The organism is Ravibacter arvi (assembly GCF_039540405.1).
GTDB lineage: Bacteria > Bacteroidota > Bacteroidia > Cytophagales > Spirosomataceae > Ravibacter > Ravibacter arvi.
This window is the reverse complement of the sequence record NZ_BAABEY010000011.1, coordinates 205601-221993: the sequence shown is the minus strand read 5'-3', so window position 1 is coordinate 221993 and position 16393 is coordinate 205601. Positions and strand designations below refer to the sequence as shown.

Annotated in this window: 12 protein-coding genes; 8 read left to right on the top strand and 4 right to left on the bottom strand. The window is 50.3% G+C overall.

The window, feature by feature from the left end; genetic code table 11:
* The first annotated feature begins 24 nt into the window (after positions 1-24).
* From ABD852_RS05655 to ABD852_RS05645, 3 genes are all read left to right on the top strand, one after another.
* Positions 25-798, top strand: coding sequence for a class I SAM-dependent methyltransferase (locus ABD852_RS05655; RefSeq protein WP_345027061.1), 774 nt, complete (start codon positions 25-27; stop codon positions 796-798).
* A 244-nt stretch (positions 799-1042) separates the two neighbouring features.
* Positions 1043-1168 (top strand): hypothetical protein, encoded by a 126-nt coding sequence (locus ABD852_RS05650; protein ID WP_345027060.1) that lies wholly within the window; start codon positions 1043-1045, stop codon positions 1166-1168.
* A gap of 201 nt (positions 1169-1369) precedes the next feature.
* The gene (locus ABD852_RS05645) at positions 1370-2152 is read left to right on the top strand and encodes a hypothetical protein (protein WP_345027059.1); all 783 of its coding nucleotides are present in this window, start codon (positions 1370-1372) and stop codon (positions 2150-2152) included.
* A 119-nt stretch (positions 2153-2271) separates the two neighbouring features.
* On the opposite strand, the gene ABD852_RS05640 is transcribed toward ABD852_RS05645, so the two are convergent.
* The 4 genes from ABD852_RS05640 to ABD852_RS05625 all read right to left on the bottom strand — a co-directional run bounded on the left by ABD852_RS05640 (position 2272) and on the right by ABD852_RS05625 (position 10919).
* On the bottom strand, positions 2272-3654 hold the full coding sequence (locus tag ABD852_RS05640; RefSeq protein WP_345027058.1) for a peptidylprolyl isomerase: 1383 nt from the start codon (positions 3652-3654) through the stop codon (positions 2272-2274).
* Positions 3655-3719: 65 nt separating this feature from the next.
* Entirely contained in the window at positions 3720-6023 is a 2304-nt protein-coding gene (locus ABD852_RS05635) for a peptidylprolyl isomerase (RefSeq protein WP_345027057.1), read from the bottom strand.
* A 143-nt stretch (positions 6024-6166) separates the two neighbouring features.
* Positions 6167-7681, bottom strand: coding sequence for a DUF1501 domain-containing protein (locus ABD852_RS05630; protein WP_345027056.1), 1515 nt, complete (start codon positions 7679-7681; stop codon positions 6167-6169).
* 1 nt (position 7682) lies between these two features.
* Complete coding sequence (locus ABD852_RS05625; RefSeq protein WP_425568770.1) at positions 7683-10919, bottom strand: DUF1553 domain-containing protein; 3237 nt, start codon at positions 10917-10919, stop codon at positions 7683-7685.
* 298 nt (positions 10920-11217) lie between these two features.
* On the opposite strand from ABD852_RS05625, the gene ABD852_RS05620 reads away from it, so the two are divergent.
* From ABD852_RS05620 to ABD852_RS05600, 5 genes are all read left to right on the top strand, one after another.
* Positions 11218-12489 carry an NAD(P)/FAD-dependent oxidoreductase gene (locus tag ABD852_RS05620; protein ID WP_345027054.1) on the top strand — a complete coding sequence of 424 codons (1272 nt, stop codon included), beginning with the start codon at positions 11218-11220 and terminating at the stop codon, positions 12487-12489.
* Positions 12482-13771: a flexirubin biosynthesis putative acyl-CoA ligase FlxY gene (flxY, locus tag ABD852_RS05615; RefSeq protein ID WP_345027053.1), complete on the top strand. Its 1290-nt coding sequence runs from the start codon at positions 12482-12484 to the stop codon at positions 13769-13771. Before ABD852_RS05620 ends, flxY begins: the two co-directional genes overlap by 8 nt.
* A 194-nt stretch (positions 13772-13965) precedes the next feature.
* Positions 13966-14601: a hypothetical protein gene (locus ABD852_RS05610; RefSeq protein WP_345027051.1), complete on the top strand. Its 636-nt coding sequence runs from the start codon at positions 13966-13968 to the stop codon at positions 14599-14601.
* Between the two features lie 213 nt (positions 14602-14814).
* Positions 14815-15873, top strand: a complete 1059-nt coding sequence (locus ABD852_RS05605) for a methyltransferase (RefSeq protein WP_345027050.1) — start codon at positions 14815-14817, stop codon at positions 15871-15873.
* Positions 15873-16364, top strand: a complete 492-nt coding sequence (locus ABD852_RS05600; RefSeq protein ID WP_345027049.1) for a hypothetical protein — start codon at positions 15873-15875, stop codon at positions 16362-16364. The genes ABD852_RS05605 and ABD852_RS05600 overlap by 1 nt, the downstream gene beginning before the upstream one ends.
* Positions 16365-16393 lie beyond the last annotated feature (29 nt).

The window sequence follows — 16393 nt, the reverse complement described above, 5'->3', positions numbered from 1 at the left end:
ATTTGCGAACAATAGTCATTCGTAATGTTAAAATCTGTTTTTAGCTGGGTTTTGCGCTATGTGCCGCGCCCTTTTTTGCAAAGAGTGGGGCATTTTGCCGCCCGGTTCCTCGGTTGGTTCCATAGTGGGAATTCAGTTGAGTGCCCGGTGTGCCGACACAGCTATTCGAAGTTTCTTCCCTACGGCCGCGGCGTCTCCGCCAGGGAGAACGTGCTATGCCCGGGATGCCTCAGCCTGGAACGCCACCGCCTTATGTGGCTTTTTCTTAAAAAAAAGACGCCCTTTTTCACTGCTAAGCTGCGTGTTCTGCACGTAGCGCCTGAATATTGTTTTATTGACCGGTTTGAAGCCCTGCCGAATCTCGACTACGTAACGGCCGACCTTGAGTCGCCGCTGGCTAAAGTGAAGATGGACATTCATCGTATTCCTTTTCCCGACAACGAATTCGACGTAGTGTTTTGTAACCATGTGATGGAGCATGTCGAAGACCATGTAAAGGCACTTTCGGAGCTTCACAGGGTGTTAAAACCTGCCGGGTGGGGAATTATCCAGTCTCCCCAGGACCTGGCGCGGGCCGAAACCTACGAGGATAAATCGATAACAGATCCGCGCGAACGGGAAAGGCATTTTCTGCAGAGCGACCACTACCGTATTTTCGGACGAAACTATGGCGAAGAGTTGAGACGGGGCGGGTTCCGGGTAACCGAAGATCGCTTTGTAATGGAAGAACTGTCGGCGCAGGAGGTGAGGCGTTACGCGCTTCCCGGAGGAGAGATCGTTTATTTTTGTGAGAAGTAGCACTCTTGTTCCAATCCCACTACTATTAATTGTCAGCGCGCTTGCATTGCTAGTATTCCAGGTAACTTTCGTTCTATCAGCATCAACACAAAGACGTATCCCGTAGCAAGCTGACCAAACAGCTGGAACAGCACAGTAGCGAAAATGTTGATTTTCTAAGAGCGCGTTCACTTAGGGCGTTAGCGGAGTCTTACTGGAAAATAGAGAAAAATTACGAGCTGGCTTTTGAACAGTACCTGTTGCTGTGAAAGAAATGGCTGCCATGCTTGGGGTTTCGGTCAATTCCGTTCAGGTCATCCGGCACCGCGTTCGTAAAAAGCTCCAATTCTCCGAAAGTACCTCGCTGGAGGAAGTGGTGAAAAGCATTTGACCCACGGCGCAGTCAGGGGGATTAAGATTGGGGAAAAATGGCGTCGCTTCCAACTAAATTGGCTTGTATGAGGTCTGTAAAAAAGATCGCATAAGATTAATATCGATTGTGAAGGTTCGGGGAAAATGGCATGATTGTGGGGTTATTAGTATATTGCTTACAGGCGGCAGGTATATTAGTGGTTATTAAATTCTGTTGGATATGAAAACAAAATTGTTGTTTGTCGTGCTGTGTTGCGCGGATTTTGTTGCATGCAAGAATAATTTCGACGCCATTTTTAGTATTGAGGGAGAAAAGCTGGGGGAAGTTTATTACGGTAATACGAAGACGCAGGAATTTAAATATGATAACCACGGACGGTTGATCACCGACGAAAGTAAATACAGCTATTATTCCTACACCTACCTGTCGGGCAAAAGACGTATTGTAAAGAAGATATATACGGACCCGGGCTTTCTTAGCAGCTCCAGTACTATTGTGAACCAAACATTGAATCGAAAGGAATGGGTAAACCCTCTGAATACTCCTCAATACGCTGAGCTGCGTTATGAATTCGACAGCGGCAACCGTTTGGTAAGGAGTGAGGAAGTAACGGGTTATTCGGAGTATGAATACGGTGCAGATGGACGGATTGCGGTTAGGAAACTCTATCACAACGGCGCGGTGACAGGTATGCACAAGTATTCGTACGATGTAAGAGGTAACCTGATCAGGAGAGAACAATATTCAGGAGGAAGCGTATCAAGCGTGACGGAGTACCAATACGATGAGATGAAAAGCCCATACTTCGGCCTGATACCCGACCGGCTACCCGGTTACAACACAAGCCCCAATAATATCATCCATGAGAAATACACGGTCTACAACTATCCAAAAGCCGGAGATGAGTCCGTGTTAACGAACATAGCCCTGTCCTATCAATACAACAGCCTCGGTTATCCCACCGAAAGAAACGACGGCGTGAGATTTACTTACTTGAAATAGCCCCGCCCCGTATATGGCCGTGACGTCTTGTTTTGCGGGTTGTCAAATATCAGACAAAAAAAGAGGCTGACTCAGTTCTTTATTCTGAGACAGCCTCTTTTCGTTTGAATTGATCGCGGCTACTGCTCCGTATTCGCTACCTGCGACAGGATTTTACAGTTTCCGAATTCCGGTTCCACGCGTATAAATACGTCGCCCTGGGCTTTGGTAAACCATTTTTCCAGCGCGGTGTTTTTCTTATTGGATAGTACAATGTTGGAAATTTTCTCGTAGTCGTCGTTCAGGTTGGCTACGTGAGGCTCCTTTTTACTCTTGTACCAGATGATACGCGTGGCGGACTGGCCGTCGTCGGTACGATACAGCAATGGTTTACTGATGTCTCCGACCTTCATGGAATCCAATGCGAAATAAAGTACCGGGTCCATGGATGCATCGAGTGCCAGGTAGGAGGTCTGGGTTTGCATGTCCTGTAAAAGACCGCCCATTTCAGCCGTAGCCGGGTCCTGCGAGTGTTCTTTCGCAGCCCTTGCGAAGGACAGGGTGTCGATCTGTATCAGGTTGCGGAGGCTGTCCAGGAAATGGGTTGCGCCCGTAATGTCAGTACCCTGGTTGTAATCGGGGCGAAGCAGGATGTGCCGGGCGCGGTATTCGGCGCCGCGCGTCTGAAGCAATTGGATCAGGTGAAAGCCGAATTTACTTTCGATAGGCTCCGAGATTTCGTTGGGTTTCAATGCGAGCGCTGCGCCTTCAAATTCAGGCACCATATCTCCGCGCCGGGCAAAACCGAGGTCGCCGCCAGCTTTTGCCGAAACTACGTCGTCTGAGTGAATCTGGGCCAGAATGGCAAAGTCTTCGCCCTGCAACACCCTTTTTTTGTAGTCAAGCAACTGGTTACGGAGTTTTTGTTTCTGTTCATCCGTGACCGACCCCAGCCTCACAATATGCCCAACCTCTACTTCGGCAGGGATAAAGGGCAGGCTGTCTTTCGGGATCCCGTTGAAAAACTTGCGGACTTCCCGGGGAGTGATTTTGACGTCTCCGGCTATTTTCTGCTGCATGGTCTCCACGGTAAGCTGCTCTTTTAGCTGTTGGCGGAGCTCGGCCTTCAGGGCATCAACACTCTTTCCATAGGCTTCAACGAGGTTTTTTTCTGATCCGAATCGCTGGATCATCATGTTCATACGGCCGTTTAATTGTCCGTCTATGTCTTTTTCCTCAACCGTTACCGAGTCAATTTCAGCTTTTGCGAGCAGCATTTTGTTAATGATCAGCGATTCCAGCAGATCGCATTTCTGCACGTTGGGCTGATTTTGCTGCAGGTAATTCTGGTACATTTCCTCTATTTCGGAGTTGAGGATATAGTAATTGTCAACCCGCGCTACGATTTTATCGAGGCTTGTTGCTGTCTGGGAGACCGCTTGCTGCGCGCAGGCGAATGTCAGCAGCAAAGCCGGTAACAGGAATTTCTTCTGAAAAAGACGGTGAAGAAAGTGAAATAACATTCGTGGTATTGAGTTAGAGATACTTTTGGAAACCGCGGTTTTTACACAAGACAGCGGCGGTTGTTTTACTTTACTTTATTAAGTTCGTTTTTGTTGACCGTGGCGGGGTACTGACCTTTTAATTTTTCAAGCCACTGGCGTTCCAAAATTTGCTGGTAGTCGTTGATTACCGCGCCGCGCGCTTCTTCAAAGCTTTTCAGACGGGGTTTTTCAATTGTTTTAATCATGATCCATTTTCTGCCTCCTGAGGTTGCATGCTCCTGCTCGCCTGTTTTCCAGTCAAAGCCATTCAGGAGCGGGTCGTCTTTGGTCATGTAACCGTCTTTAATGGTTACCTCTTCCTGTTCGCTACCCCGGTTCAGCATTCGTGCCACATCGGCTGCAGACGTGGTAAAGTACAGAAAAGATACGCGGCGGTTGCCGGCGGCGTCCGACGTGTTCCTGAGCGCATCGTGATTTTTTTCAACGACACGCGTTAGCGGAATTTCGTGGGCTTCCAGGAAGCTTACCACCTGGCTGAGCCGCAGCTCGCTGGCTTCTTTGGGCTCGCCCCTGTCACGATGACTGCTGACCTCAACTATATATTGCGGATTGGCGGACATGGCGGTGACCACTTTTCCCAACCGGCGTGTGAGTTCCGGCGTCAGGTTAGATTCTTTATCGCCGAATATAAGATCTTCGCCTTTCAGCTCCAGGCTATAAGGGTAACCGGAGAGCAACCTTTTGGCCCGGTTCAGCACCGCCGTATCTTTCGCAACCGCCAGGGTAGCCCTTATTCTTTCCGGATATTGGTATTTGCCTTTGTTTTGCTCAAAAACTCTTCTCTGGCCGAGGGAATCGGTTAGCGATTTTCCCCAGACATTTTTTTCCATCATATTCGATAGCATCACCCCGTCGGAGATTTCCTCCATCAACTGCCTGAACTCCGGCTGATCTTTTTCGAGCTGCTCTTTGGCATGTGCCATCGCCTTTTCATTGACAAAGTCCTGGTAATACCGTTTCACCACCAAAGGTACAGAAGAATTGGCCGGCAATGGTTTTTGTTTTACCCTGAGATACTCAAGGAAATCACCGCCGGTATAGGTTTTCCCGCTGACGGCAAACAGGTGGGCTTGCCTGATTTCGTCGGGTACAGGGGCTGGAATGGTCCAGCGGCCGCGCAGAAGGGTGCTGTCGGTAAGGGTCTCCACGCGGTTTAATACGTCAAGATTCTCGGTGACCGGATATTTCGTCCGGACCTTCTGCTGGTTGATTTTTTCAACCAGCTTTCCGCGGGAATCCTGGGTCACTTTTTGGCGAATGGCAGGCGCCGCTTCTTCATAACTTTCGATCGGTAATTTTTTGATCAGCCTGATGATATGCCATCCGTAAGCTGTTTTGACGGGTTGCGTAATATCGCCGGGTGTTGAAAGCGCGAAGGCGGCATGTTCGAAAGGCCTGATCATGGTGCCTATTCCGAAAGGCGGCAATGTACCTCCGTTTTGAGCCGATTTCTTGTCATCGGAATAGGATTTTACGACATCAGCCCATGCCTCGCCGGCTTTTAGCCGATTGTAGGCTTCGTTTATTTTTTCCTGCGCGGCGGTTTGTTTTTCCCGGGAATCCAGCTGGTTTGAGGAGATCATGCAATGTGCCACCTGAATTTTCCCCGGATTGTCGTTCCTTTCCAGCACTTTGATGATATGGTAGCCGTGCACGCTCCGAACGGGAGGGGAAAATTTTCCGACAGGGGTTTTGTAAGCAGCGTTTTCGAATGGGTAGACCATTTGAAATACCGTAAAGCTACCCAGGTCCCCATGATTTTCTTTGGCACTCGGGTCTTGCGAATATTTAGCTACGGTTTCTTCAAAGTCTGCCCCGTTGACCAGTTCCGACCAGGCCTTCTGCGCGGTTTCAAAGGCTTTCAGCGTGTCTGCAGGCGCTGCAAATTCGGGTACGCGAACCAGGATGTGCGCGGCATGCACCTGCATCTTCGAGCGCTCATAGGCCTCCATCGCATACTTTTCTATAAGATCTTTGTCGTTCAGGAAATTCTGGGAAAGAATTTCGCGGTAAGACGAAATTTCATCTTTGAAATTCTGGGTCGTATCATTCCCTTCCTGTTGCGCAGCCAGGACCTTCAGCTTCATATTGGTGAACAGGTCCAGGTACTCTTCAGCCGTCAGCGGCTTGTCGGACCCGGTCGTGTACTTGTTCTTTTCATAGGAGGCGGCAAAGTCCCGGGTGGTGTATTGCTTGTCACCGAGTTGGACGAGAACGGGTTCTTCAGCAGGTACAGGTGTGGAATTCGTGACAGCGGGAGGCGTTGTTTTACACGATTCAAGTAAAATGGCGATGACCCCAATTACAATGAAACGAGAATTGAACATAAGTAGGTCTTTAATGGTAGCGCCCTTCTTTTGGAATGACTTTTAAATTCAGCTGTTTAATAACGGCAAAATTAGTAAAAAGGTTTGACTCGCTGCGGTTTTCCGGAAGTTAGTACGCCTCTGCCTGGTTCGAGGGGATTGCTTCAGGCCAGCAGCGGGTGCACCACTTGCCCGTGCACGTCTGTCAGGCGGAAGCGTCTTCCCTGGAATTTGTAAACGAGTTTTTCGTGATCGACACCCAAAAGGTGGAGCAGGGTAGCATGAAAATCATGTACGTGCACAGGATCTTTTACGATATTATATGAAAAATCGTCTGTTTCCCCGAATGAAAGCCCGGCTTTTACGCCAGCCCCGGCCATCCACATGGTGAAGCATCGCGGATGGTGATCCCGCCCGTAATCCTGAGGCGAAAGCTGTCCCTGTGAGTATACCGTCCGGCCGAACTCGCCTCCCCAGATGACCAGGGTGTCTTCGAGCAGGCCGCGGCGCTTCAAATCCACGATAAGCGCGGCAGTCGCCTGATCAGTATCCTTGCACTGCCGGACAATGCCCTTGGGCAGCTGACCATGGTTGTCCCAGCCCTGGTGGTACAGCTGAACAAACTTGACATCTTTTTCCAACAGTTTTCTTGCCAGGATGCAATTGGCCGCGTATGTCCCCGAATCGCGACTGTCCGGACCGTATAAATCAAAGATTTCGTCGGGTTCTGCTTCTATGTCCAGTACATCCGGTACCGAAGTTTGCATCCGGTAGGCCATTTCATACTGTGCTATGCGTGCTTCCACCTCTGGATCCCCGTATACCTCGTTCTGTACCCGGTTGATTTTAGCAAGATAGTCAAGCATTTCGGCCCGGTCTTCTCCGTCGTATCCTTCAGGGTTGCTTAAAAAAAGTACGGGATCTTTGCCTGAACGGAACTGCACCCCCTGGTAGCGGGAGGGCAAAAAGCCGTTTCCCCAAAGCCTGGCGTAGAGAGGCTGGTCTTTGGGGGCATTTTTTGAAACAAGCACGATGAATGCCGGAAGATTTTCATTCATCGATCCCAGGCCGTAGTTGACCCAGGATCCGATAGAGGGGCGCCCCGGGAGCTGGTTCCCGGTTTGCAAAAAGGTGATGGCGGGGTCATGGTTAATGGCTTCCGAATAGAGTGATTTCACAATACAAAGGTCGTCAACCACTTTTGCGGTATGCGGAAGCAATTCGCTGACCCAGGTTCCGTTTGTGCCGTATTGGTTAAATCTGAACGCGGACGGCGCTATGGGCAGCGCGCTCTGATTGGCGCTCATGCCCGTGAGCCTTTGCCCTTTTCTCACCGAATCCGGAAGCTCTTTCCCGAAAAGATCAACCAACTTCGGTTTGTAGTCAAACGTTTCGAATTGGGACGGGCCGCCGCTCATAAACAAATAGACCACGCGCTTGGCTTTTGGCGCGAGGTGTGGTAAGGCTTTCAGAATTTCGGTCTCGAAGTTGCCCGCTTTTTCGGCCATGTCAGGCCGGGGAGCGCTGCGATCACGTTTTGTACACCCCAGTAAAGACCCCAGTGACAGCGCACCCAAACCCAGAGAAGTCTGTACCAGGAAATTACGACGGTCCAGTTGCCGGTGGAGCACATCAAACTCGGGTGAATGAATCCTGAATGGTTCGTCGTGATGATCCATGTTATCTTTTGGTGAGTGTTGCGTCCGAATTAAGAATGGTGCTCGCGACCACTGCAAAGGCGGCAAGACGGGCCGGGTCGCCGTTTTTTCCGGCTGCCGACTGCCCGGCATTGAGCCAGCCTTTGGCTTTTGCGGGTTTTGCGGTCATTTTTTGGTAGGTCGAATGGTACAGCGCAGCCAGCAGCGGAAGCTCCTTTGAGGTGGGTGTTCTGCCTGTAGATTTCCTGTATGCCCATTGGATGGCTTCTTTCTCATCGCTTATTTGCGACATTCCAACAGCGATTTTTTGGGCAGCTTCCACGAAAGTCGGATCATTGAGTGTCACCAACGCCTGCAGCGGGGTGTTGGTTTGCTGCCGTCTGACTACACAGTAGCTCCGGTCGGTTGCATCAAATGATTGCAGGGTGGGGTTGGGAACGGAGCGTTTGACCAATATATAGAGACTCCTCCTGTAGACGGCTGACCCGGAGTCCCGCTTGTACTTGGCGCTGTTAATTTCCCACAGCCCTTCCGGCTGATAAGGTTTAATGCTGGGGCCGCCGATCTGCCGGTTGAGAAGTCCACTTGCAGTAAGCGCGTTGTCGCGCATCATTTCGGCGGTAAGCCTCCTGGACGGCCCGCGGGCCAGGAACCGGTTTTCGGGGTCAATTTCCCGTTGCTGTTCTGTTGCCCTTGAATCCTGGCGGTAAGTAGCCGACATCACCATCAGCTTGTGAAGCTTTTTAATATTCCATCCTGATGAACGGAATTCCGAAGCCAGCCAGTCGAGCAGTTCCGGATGCGTCGGCAGTTCCCCCTGGTTGCCAAAATCTTCGGCGGTTTTGACCAGGCCTACCCCGAATATGCCCTGCCAGTACCGGTTGACTGCCACGCGTGCCGTAAGTGGATTTTTCTCCAATGTGAGCCATCTGGCCAGTCCCAGCCGGTTTTTGGGAAGGTTTTCCGGGAACGGCAGAATGGACGCAGGAGTATTGGGAAATACTTTCTCACCCTTGTTGGCATATTCACCGCGTAGAAGAACGTAAGCCTGCTTCGGGCGCGGGTATTCCTGCATCACCATCAATTCTTTAAGTGTTTGCACGGAATCAGCCAACGTAGACCGCCATTGCGTGAGCAGTTGGGCTTTGCGCCTGATTTCCGGAGAGACCGCACTGGCATAAAATTCTTCAAGGCTGGCGCGCTGCGTGGCTGAAAGTGCGTCGGCCGCGAGGGGTGCAACGGACTGCCACGAATCCCGCCCGCTGAGCACCGAAACTTCAAACGGGGTAAGTTCCCGGCTGTAAACGGCGATATCGTCAACCCGGCCGTTTTTCAGGCCGAGCCCACGGCCCCAGCCGCCGATCTGCAGCCCGGGCTGAACTTTTCTTGTAAACAGGATATCCTTGGTTAGCTGGTCTATTTCGGTTGACATTTTGATTTCTGCGCCATTGAGATAGACACGCAGGCCACTTGCGCGGGACGAACCGTCGTAGGTCATCGTAAGGTGTATCCATTGCTCTGCCGGGACCTGATGTTCCGACAGTTTCATAATAGCGTTTGAAGGCGCTACATAGGCCAGGCTGGCTTCAAGCTTTCCGTCTTTCAGATAAAGATGGTAGCCTCTGAAATTGTAAAGGCGCTCAAAATCGCTTTTATGAAAAATAACGCCTTCGCGAAGGTCTTTCGGAATCCAAACCCTGATGCCGATGCTGAACGGCTCTGTTTTTCTGAATACGCCTGCCTGGCCCAGATCGAGATAGATGTCGCCGTCCATTTGGAGGGCGCCGCCCTTTTCCCTTTCTACATAGACAGGCGCCGTTTTTACTTCGCCACCGTTGTATTTCAGGGTACCGGTCTGTCCGGGCAGCAACTCGCTTTGAAGTCTGCGGTGATTGAAATCAAAATAGGCCTGGAGGCCCGCCTGCGGAATTTTTTCATTGCCAAGCTTTTGGTACTGCCGGGTAGCAAGCCAGGCGGAAAATGATGGAGACAGGTTTTTTTTGTCGGCTGCCAGCTCATTTTCGAGTGCCGCAATGGTTTTTTGAATTTCACCAAGCCACTTTTCCTGTTGTCGTGTCGGAAGCAGCAGGGTAGGCGAGGGCAGGGCATCGTCCCAAGAAATCTGCCCGGCTTCGCGCACATTGTTGAAGAAACCGAACAATTCATAGTAATTCTTTTGAGTAACGGGGTCGTATTTGTGATCGTGGCATTTGGCGCAGCTCAGCGAGATACCCAGCATGGCATCGCCGAAAGTATTGACCCTGTCTACCACGTATTCCGTCTGAAACTCCTCTTCTATGATGCCGCCCTCCATGTTTTGCTGGTGGTTGCGATTAAAGGCGGTAGCTATAACCTGGTCCCGCGTGGGGCGCGGCATCAGGTCGCCGGCAAGCTGCTCCGTTATAAACCGGTCGTAGGGCATGTTCCGGTTAAATGCGCGGATCACCCAATCGCGATAAGGAGACATATCGCGCAACCGGTCGACGGTATAACCGTGGGAATCAGCGAAACGTGCCAGGTCCAGCCAGTCGGTTGCGAGCTTTTCTCCGAAATGCGGTGAAGCCAGCAGCCGGTCGACCTGTTTTTCATATGCATTTTCGGAGGGGTCGGAAAGAAAGGCATCCATCTCGTCTGTGGTTGGCGGGAGACCGGTCAGATCAAGAGAAAGCCTGCGGAGCAAGATTTCTTTGGGGGCGCCCGGAGACTGGCTGAGCCCTTTTGTTTCCAGTCCTGACCGGATAAACCAATCAATGGCATTGGCAATCCCCGAGTCGTTCCGGACCTCAGGCAAACCGGGTTTGCGGATCGGGGTAAAGGCCCAGTGCGGGCGGTATTCGGCTCCTTCTTCAATCCATTTGATCAAAAGGGCCTTTTCCGATGCCGTAAGAGACAGATGTGACTCGGGGGTCGGCATCAGGTATTCGGGATCTTCAGAAATAATGCGGTGAAAAAACTCGCTTTTCGCAAGCTTTCCCGGAACAATGGCAAATTTTCCAGGGTTTTCCGGGAGCTCGGCCAGCGCATCGTCTGCCCGGTCGAGCCGCAGACCTGCTTTCTGCTTGGCTTTGTCCGGTCCGTGGCAGGCAAAACATTTATCCGATAAAATGGGCTTGATGTCCCGGTTGTAATCGACGGAAGCCGGAAGCCGGTTATAGGCAGCCTCTATGTCTTCAGGCAGCTTGGGGCGACAGCTTTTCAAAGTGACAATAGCCGCCAGGCTCAATAATAACGGAAAGTAAACTAACAGGCGCCGGATCATACTTTTCTGGGAAACATTCAAAAATATTCAAATATTCTGACAATTTTTCATCCGGGTTTCAAATCATCTCCCGGATTCAAAGTCCTGCGGTAGCGGCAGTATCGAAATGTATTTGATCGTCGTGTATTTTCATTTTCCCGGCATTCAACTAATTGCTTTTCCCGGAATTGTTCCCGGAGTTTTGTTGTTCTCCTGTTTAAAGCTCGCTGGTGGTGGCACAAGTTTTGTTAATTTTCAAAGGAGAGCGGAGAGTGAGCAGGTTGGATATTTTCTATATTTCCTTACGTAAGCTTTATCTATGAAACCTCATAAAATTGTCATTATTGGAGGAGGGTTTGCCGGCGTCAATCTTGTAAATGGTCTGAAAAACGACAACCGTTTCCACATCACGCTGGTAGACAGGAATAACTACAATTTTTTTGCGCCCCTGCTGTACCAGGTGGCAACGGGATTTCTTGAAGTATCAAATATCAGCTACCCCTTTCGCAAGCTTTTCCGCGGCCTGAAAAATTTTGATTTCCGGATGGCCGAATTCATTAAGGTATTGCCGGAACAAAACCAGGTGCAGCTTTCCAACGGAACGCTGGCGTACGACAGCCTCGTTTTTGCCAAGGGAACGGAGACCAATTATTTCGGGATGGAAAACGTGAAGAAGTACGCCATTCCGATGAAAACCATCAATGATGCGGTTTCGATGCGCAATATCCTGCTTCAACGTATGGAGAAGGCGACCATTACCCATGACCGCGAGCAGAGAAGACGTTTGCTTACGATTGTTGTTGCGGGTGGTGGACCGACCGGTGTTGAGCTTTCGGGGATGTTTGCCGAAATGCGCAAAAACGTGATATTGAAAGAGTATCCGGAATTTGCAGGTTCCGGTGCAAAAATTTACCTCGTCGATGGCGGCAATAAGGTGCTGGCAGCCATGAGCGAAAAGTCACAGGACGACACGTACGAGGACCTCGTCAGGATCGGCGTTGAAGTGAAGCTGAACAAGCGCGTTACCGATTTTGACGGTGCCCGGGTAACTTTTGACGACGGCGATTTTATCGAAACCAATACGCTGATCTGGGCAGCGGGGGTAACGGTTGGCCGGGTGGAAGGCGTTTCGGAAACGGCTTTTACAAGGGGTAACCGGTTGCTGGTCGACAGCTACAACAAGCTCCTGGCCTATGACAACATTTATGCGGTTGGTGACACGAGCTTTTCGGCAGAAGACCCGAAATTTCCCGGCGGGCACCCGCAAGTCGCCCAGGTCGCTATTCAGCAGGCTCAAAACCTGGCGGTAAACTTTAAAGCAGCCAAGTCTGACCGCGCGCTTGTGCCTTTCTCTTATTTCGACAAAGGTTCCATGGCGATCATCAGCCGCAACAGGGCGGTTGCCGATATTTTCAAATTTCATTTCAGTGGATTTATTGCCTGGTTCATGTGGTTGTTCGTACATTTGATGAGTTTAATTAACTACAGAAACCGATTAGCCACCTTATATAATTGGGCCTGGGCCTATTTTACGAAGGATCAATCCTTGCGGTTTATTATCCGGCCCGACCGAAAGCCAGAAAATGAGTGATTTGTCGCAGGCCTCCCGGGAGGAAATACGCAACCGGCAGAATTTCATGCTCCGTGAGCTCGTGGGTTATGTGCTGGAGCGCTCGGTTTTTTATCAACGTGTTTTTGAAAAAGAAGGTTTGAAAGCCGGTGACGTCCAGTCAGTGGAAGACCTGCCGCGTGTGCCTTTTACCACTAAAGACGATCTCGCCCGTTACAACGAAGACTTTTTATGTGTACCCCGGCAACGGGTTGCAGACTACGTAACTACTTCCGGTACGCTGAGCGACCCGGTAGCTTTTTACCTGACGGACGCCGATATTGACCGGCTGGCGAAAAACGAGGCGGATTCCTTTCGCCTGGCGGGAGGAAGTGATGCTGATGTTTACCAGTTAATGACCACTATCGATCGCCGGTTCATGGCCGGGTTGGCCTATTGGATGGGCGCCCGCAGGCTTGGAGCCGGGATGGTACGTGTAGGGCCGGGAGCTCCCTTTCTGCAATGGGAGTCTATTCAAAGGTTCGGATCAACGGTTTTGATTGCGATCCCTTCCTTTATCCCGAAGTTGCTCGAATATGCGGTTCAAAATGGCATTGACTATAAAGCCAGCTCTGTAAAATCAATTCTGTGCATAGGCGAGCCCATCCGGAATCCCGATTTTAGTTGGAATGAATTGGGGCGAAGGATTACCCGTGACTGGGACGTGAAATTGTTTTCTACATACGCCTCCACCGAAATGGGCGCCGCATTTACCGAGTGCGCAGCCGGTAAAGGCGGGCATCTGAATCCCGAACTCCTGGTTCTGGAGGTGGTAGACGAAGATGGGAACGAAGTGGGGGATGGTGAATTGGGTGAAGTAGTCGTCACTACGCTTGGCGTGGAGGGAATGCCGTTGCTTCGCTATAAAACCGGGGATCTCTGTCATATTCATTACGAACGCTGCTCGGGCAGAAATACCCCGCGTCTCGGCCCGGTGGTAGGGCGCAAGCAGCAAATGATCAAATTTAAAGGCACCACCTTATTCCCGCCGGCTATTTACGATGTGCTGGATATGCTGCCGGAAATAGAATTGTACCAGGTAGAAGTACGTGGCAACGAGTTTGGCAACGACGAGGTGACTATTTTCCTTTCGGATGCCATAAACAACCAGGTGTTCGTTGAGAAATTGTTATCGCTTTTCCGGTCCCGGCTCCGTGTAACACCTGCGTTGGAGTTCATACCGGCCGCCGCTCTCCGCGACAGGGTCTTCCTGGCGGAGAAGAGAAAACCTGAAAAACTGGTTTACAGGACGAAGGTCTTCTAAGCGCCCCGGCAACTCCGGGCGAAACATGTGGAGCCCGCTCACCCCTCACATCTCACACCTCGCATCTCACCCGCCCGTTCACTAAATTCATCAAACAATAACGAGTGCTATTACACCGGATTCCCAAAAAGTGATAATTTCGCCGGATAAGTGTTTGCTCCCGTTTCTTTAGTCATAACCATCTTTCACTAACCATGAAAAACTTACGTCTGCTTTTACTGTTGTTTGTCTTTGGCACTTCGGTCACCTATGCGCAGAATACCATGCAGGGGCTTTTTGCAGGAAATACCAAGCTTACCTTCCTGGGAACCGACTTTACAAAGGCGAAATTTGTGGGCGCCGCCGGATTTACGGACCCCAACGCTATTAAAAACCAGCACATCAAGAGCTGGAATTCGCTGCTGGTCCTGGAGCCCAAAAAGTTCTCGCTGCAAGGGGCTTTTCGTATTTCCGATCCGGCCCGTTACGAGACTAATATTGACGACCTAACGCGGATTAACCAGAGCGTGGAGGTGGATGCGAATATTGCAGAGAAACAGCACCAGATTCCGGAAGCCGAAGTTGATAGGATTGTCTCCGCTTATAAACTTGCTCCGAACGAGGGCGTCGGAATCGTATATATCGCCGAGAACCTGGATAAAAATGCGGAAGAGTTCACAGTCTGGGTCACATTTATCGACCTGGCCACCCGAAAGGTACTGTTGAAAGAGCATGTTATTGCCAAGCCCGGCGGATTTGGTTTCAGAAATTACTGGGCCGGGGCAATTTACAAGGTCAACAAGGCGATCGAGACCAAGTATTACAAGATCTGGGCTCAGAAATTCAAATAACCAGCCCCGGAAATCTGCGTTTCCCACGGAAGGCGGCTTAAAAATGCTGCTGCTCCTTTTTGTTTGTTAGAAACAACCTATTTAAGTTTGTCCGCTCACTTCTCTGGTTGAAAGGTTTGCGCCGTCGACGGCCCGGTATTTTCCCCTTGGCGCCTCAAACCTCATTCCTTGAAGCTAATAATGCCTGTTCCAATTTTTTATCAATTTAATCCGTTGAAAAAAGAACTTTCTGCGCTTGATGCCAAGTATGAGGCACAAAAAATAGCTTTCGGCCCTCTCTATTTTCAGGCGGTAATGGCGATGTTGGAACTGGGTGTTCTGGAATTGATCGGGAAACATCGCAATGGTATTAGTCTCAGTGATTTGAAGGAGAAAAGCGATGTGTCCGAGTACGGGGTCGAGGTACTGGTCGAAGCTGCCGAAACCATAGATGTAGTCCGGAAAAACGAGTCAGGCCTCTACCAGATTACCAAGATCGGGTTTTACCTGTTGAAAGACGAAATGACCCGTGTGAATCTCAACTACATGAAATATGTCTGCTACAAAGGCGCTGATTTTATGAAGGAGAGCATCACGACCGGTCGGCCGATGGGCCTTAAAACGCTTGGCAACTGGCCGACCCTGTATGAAGGGTTGTCGCAATTCCCGGATGACGTCAAGAAAGCCTGGTTTGATTTTGACCACTATTATTCGGACGATGCATTTCCCCACGCATTGGAAATTGTGTTCAGGGAAAATCCGGCGCGGATATTTGATGTCGGCGGGAACACCGGGAAGTGGGCCATAGCCTGCTGTAAGTACAGTCCGGAGGTGAAAGTGACGATACTGGACCTTCCGGGGCAGTTGAATGTAGCCCGGGAAAATGCCCGGCAAAACGACTTGTCGGACCGGATCGCATTTCACCAGATCAACCTGCTGGACGACGCCCAAAAAATTCCTGCGGGCGCCGACGCCATCTGGATGAGCCAGTTCCTGGATTGTTTTTCGAAATCGGAAATTCTTCAGATTCTGAAAAATGCGCATCAGGCAGCCGGCGAAAATACGTTTCTCTATATAATGGAGCCGTTTTTTGATAACCAGCGGTATGAAGCGGCCAAGTATAGCCTTGTGGCAACTTCTTTATATTTTACGATAATGGCCAACGGGAACAGCAAGATGTACAGTGTTGACCTGATGAAGTCGCTGGTAGCAGAGGCGGGGTTTGAATTGGCGGAGGAATTTTCGCTTATTGGAGATAGTTATCACACCATACTAAAGTGTAAGAAAAAGTAATGAGGCTTGAGCGGAGCAGGTTTGTGTTGGTATTTTTGTTGGTTGCGGTGGTTTCGATAGCCGGGAAAAGCAGGGTTCAGCAAAGAGAACTTTTTTATGAAGCGTTTTCTTCCGGGAGCGCAGAGCAGATAGACCAGGCGCTGGCTGCTATAAAGCGCGCCAACGGAAAGCTCGCAATTGCCTATGAGGGGGCTTTGCTGATGAGAAAAGCGGGGCTGATCAAAGGCGCCGGCGAAAAGCTGAAAATGTTTAAAAAGGGCCACGAGCTCTTCGAAAGCGAAATTGCAAAAGATCCCGGAAATGTAGAATTGAAATTTATCCGGCTGTGCATCCAGGAGAAAGCGCCCAAAATTTTGAAGTACAGAAAGGAGCTGGATGAAGATAAGGCTGCTGTGATCAAGCATTTTTCCATGCTTCCCCAGGAGGTTCAGAAACAGGTATTGGACTATGCGGCTTCGTCGGAAATACTGACGGAGCAGGATTTAAAATAGATTGTTAACCCACTCTTCTTTTTCAAAAT

Bases quoted from the DNA above. Each gene is read 5' to 3' on its own strand.
- ABD852_RS05655 (WP_345027061.1), top strand. From the start codon at position 25: ATGTTAAAATCTGTTTTTAGCTGGGTTTTGCGCTATGTGCCGCGCCCT.
- ABD852_RS05645 (WP_345027059.1), top strand. From the start codon at position 1,370: ATGAAAACAAAATTGTTGTTTGTCGTGCTGTGTTGCGCGGATTTTGTT.
- ABD852_RS05640 (WP_345027058.1), bottom strand. From the start codon at position 3,654: ATGTTATTTCACTTTCTTCACCGTCTTTTTCAGAAGAAATTCCTGTTA.
- ABD852_RS05635 (WP_345027057.1), bottom strand. From the start codon at position 6,023: ATGTTCAATTCTCGTTTCATTGTAATTGGGGTCATCGCCATTTTACTT.
- ABD852_RS05630 (WP_345027056.1), bottom strand. From the start codon at position 7,681: ATGGATCATCACGACGAACCATTCAGGATTCATTCACCCGAGTTTGAT.
- ABD852_RS05625 (WP_425568770.1), bottom strand. From the start codon at position 10,919: ATGATCCGGCGCCTGTTAGTTTACTTTCCGTTATTATTGAGCCTGGCG.
- ABD852_RS05620 (WP_345027054.1), top strand. From the start codon at position 11,218: ATGAAACCTCATAAAATTGTCATTATTGGAGGAGGGTTTGCCGGCGTC.
- flxY (WP_345027053.1), top strand. From the start codon at position 12,482: ATGAGTGATTTGTCGCAGGCCTCCCGGGAGGAAATACGCAACCGGCAG.
- ABD852_RS05610 (WP_345027051.1), top strand. From the start codon at position 13,966: ATGAAAAACTTACGTCTGCTTTTACTGTTGTTTGTCTTTGGCACTTCG.
- ABD852_RS05600 (WP_345027049.1), top strand. From the start codon at position 15,873: ATGAGGCTTGAGCGGAGCAGGTTTGTGTTGGTATTTTTGTTGGTTGCG.